The following is a 1870-nucleotide window of genomic DNA, read 5'->3' as shown; positions in this document are numbered from 1 at the left end:
CAATTTTCTGCAGTTCTGGAGAGCAGGGAACGCCCACCATGAATCGACTTCTGGCAGGTGATACCGGATTATCCACACGGCCGAGAAAAAATTGATGCGATTGCAGGCATGGATTGCGGGGGAGGCGACAGCTATGCTCCCAGCATGAAGATCCTTCCACTCGAATCAGACGATTGCTTCGCTGTCCGACAGGCAGCCCGGCATATCTCCAGGCTCTACGAGCGTCACCTTTCCGATGCTGGCCTGACGCCCACCCAGTTCAGCATTCTCTGCATTCTGAGTCGCGAGCCCTGCCTGACGATGATCCAGCTGGCCGAGGCGATGGTCATGGACAGAACGACGCTCGTGCGCGCCCTTAAGCCTTTGCTGCGCGATCAGCTGGTCTACGACGCACCGGAAGTCCAGGGGAAGCGGCGACTGCGGGTTACGATCAGCGCGCGTGGGCGCGAGAGGCTCGAGGTAGCGTCCGTTCACTGGCAGATCGCCCAGGCCAGCTTCGAGCGCAGCTACGGCTCGCAGGCGGCAGCTCACCTGCGAGGCGAGCTCTTCCGCATTACCAGCGACGTCTCTCATCTGGACAGCGAAGACGGGTTGACTCGTCGTTGAGTCGCGGGCGAACGCTCAGGCCCGGCAGAAGGTCGCTTGCCAGCGGACAGAAGGCCGCTTGCCAGCGAAGGGTATCAGCCTGGCCCTATGTGCCTGTCCACGGACGGTTCAATTGCGGTTAGCGGATTGCTGCCTGATCCGCGTAACGCCTGGCTTACCTGATGGGGCACTGCCCTGGAACGTCTGAAGTAAATCCGCTGGTATCACTGGCTGTTAAAAGCAGAGCCGGCGTTGTCCCTGACTGACCGTGCGTTCCGGCCGCCCGTATTCCCTCGGCGGGGGCGGTCGTAGTCTGTTCCCGTGCCTTCAATGAAGAGCGAATACGTATCTGAACGGCAACCGTTCAGATAGCCACGGCAAACACACGTTGCAATCCGGGTAGTGTATGCAGGTCGGACGGATTCGTGGATTGCAACAATCTTGTACCCGCAGAGTCGTTGATGCTAACCCGAAGGATACCTATTCTGTGCGGGTACACCGGATTCAGCGTGCATATGCACGTACAACGGATATCACAGCTCGAAAAATGGAAACTACCATGATTGTCCACCCCTCAGTTCTGCGACCCAAAAGGTCTGTGCTTCTAATCGCATCGGCTGCCTTGCTCACGTTGGGCGGCTGCGTCAACTTCGCCGGGATCAAGAGTGATCACCATATCGAGGCGCCGTCCAAATATGAGGCGAGCGAAAGTCTGCCTGCGGAGGGCGGAAAGTGGCCCTCTCTCGACTGGTCTGAACAATTCGGCGATCCCCAGTTGCCCAGGCTGATCGACGAAGCGTTGAAGGGCAATCCCGACATCGACGAAGCGCGCGCACGGATCGACAAGGCGACGTCGTATGTGGGCAATGCCAACTCGAAGCTGTATCCGACTGTGGACGCCCGCTACTCCTGGACGCGGGAGCTCAATACGGAAAACACGGTCTATCCGCCTTCCATCGGCGGCGCGTGGAATAGCGAGAACACGGTGATGGAGGGCGCATCATGGGACCTCGACCTGTGGGGGAAGAACCACGAGCGGCTGCGCCAGGCGACGTCTGACGAAAAGGTGGCGCAGGCGGAAATGGAGGAGGTGCGGATCACGTTGGCGGCTTCGGTTGCCAGTACCTACAACGAGCTGGCGCGCCTGTACAGGCTGCGCGAGATCGCTGCGCAGGAACTCAGAAACCGCGAAGAGATCGGGCGCATCACCAATGGACGGGTTGTCGCGGGTCTCGATACGAACGTGGAAAAGCAGACGGCGACGGGTGATATTGCGACGACACGC

Annotated in this window: 2 protein-coding genes; both read left to right on the top strand. The window is 59.6% G+C overall.

The genetic code is table 11. From position 1 onward, the window contains the following. Positions 1 to 144: 144 nt before the first annotated feature. A complete protein-coding gene (locus P3T22_RS33170) occupies positions 145 to 606 on the top strand; it encodes a MarR family winged helix-turn-helix transcriptional regulator (protein ID WP_063500708.1) in 462 nt (153 codons plus the stop codon). Between the two features lie 538 nt (positions 607 to 1144). Then, positions 1145 to 1870, top strand: a 726-nt coding sequence (locus P3T22_RS33165; RefSeq protein ID WP_429327279.1) for a TolC family protein, incomplete at its 3' end; no start/stop codon positions are given.

This window comes from Paraburkholderia sp. GAS348 (genome assembly GCF_050434205.1).
Classification (GTDB): Bacteria; Pseudomonadota; Gammaproteobacteria; order Burkholderiales; family Burkholderiaceae; genus Paraburkholderia.
This window is presented reverse-complemented; position numbering and strand designations above follow the sequence as displayed.

Coding starts and splice junctions, on each gene's coding strand:
- P3T22_RS33170 (WP_063500708.1), top strand. CDS start 145: ATGAAGATCCTTCCACTCGAATCAGACGATTGCTTCGCTGTCCGACAG.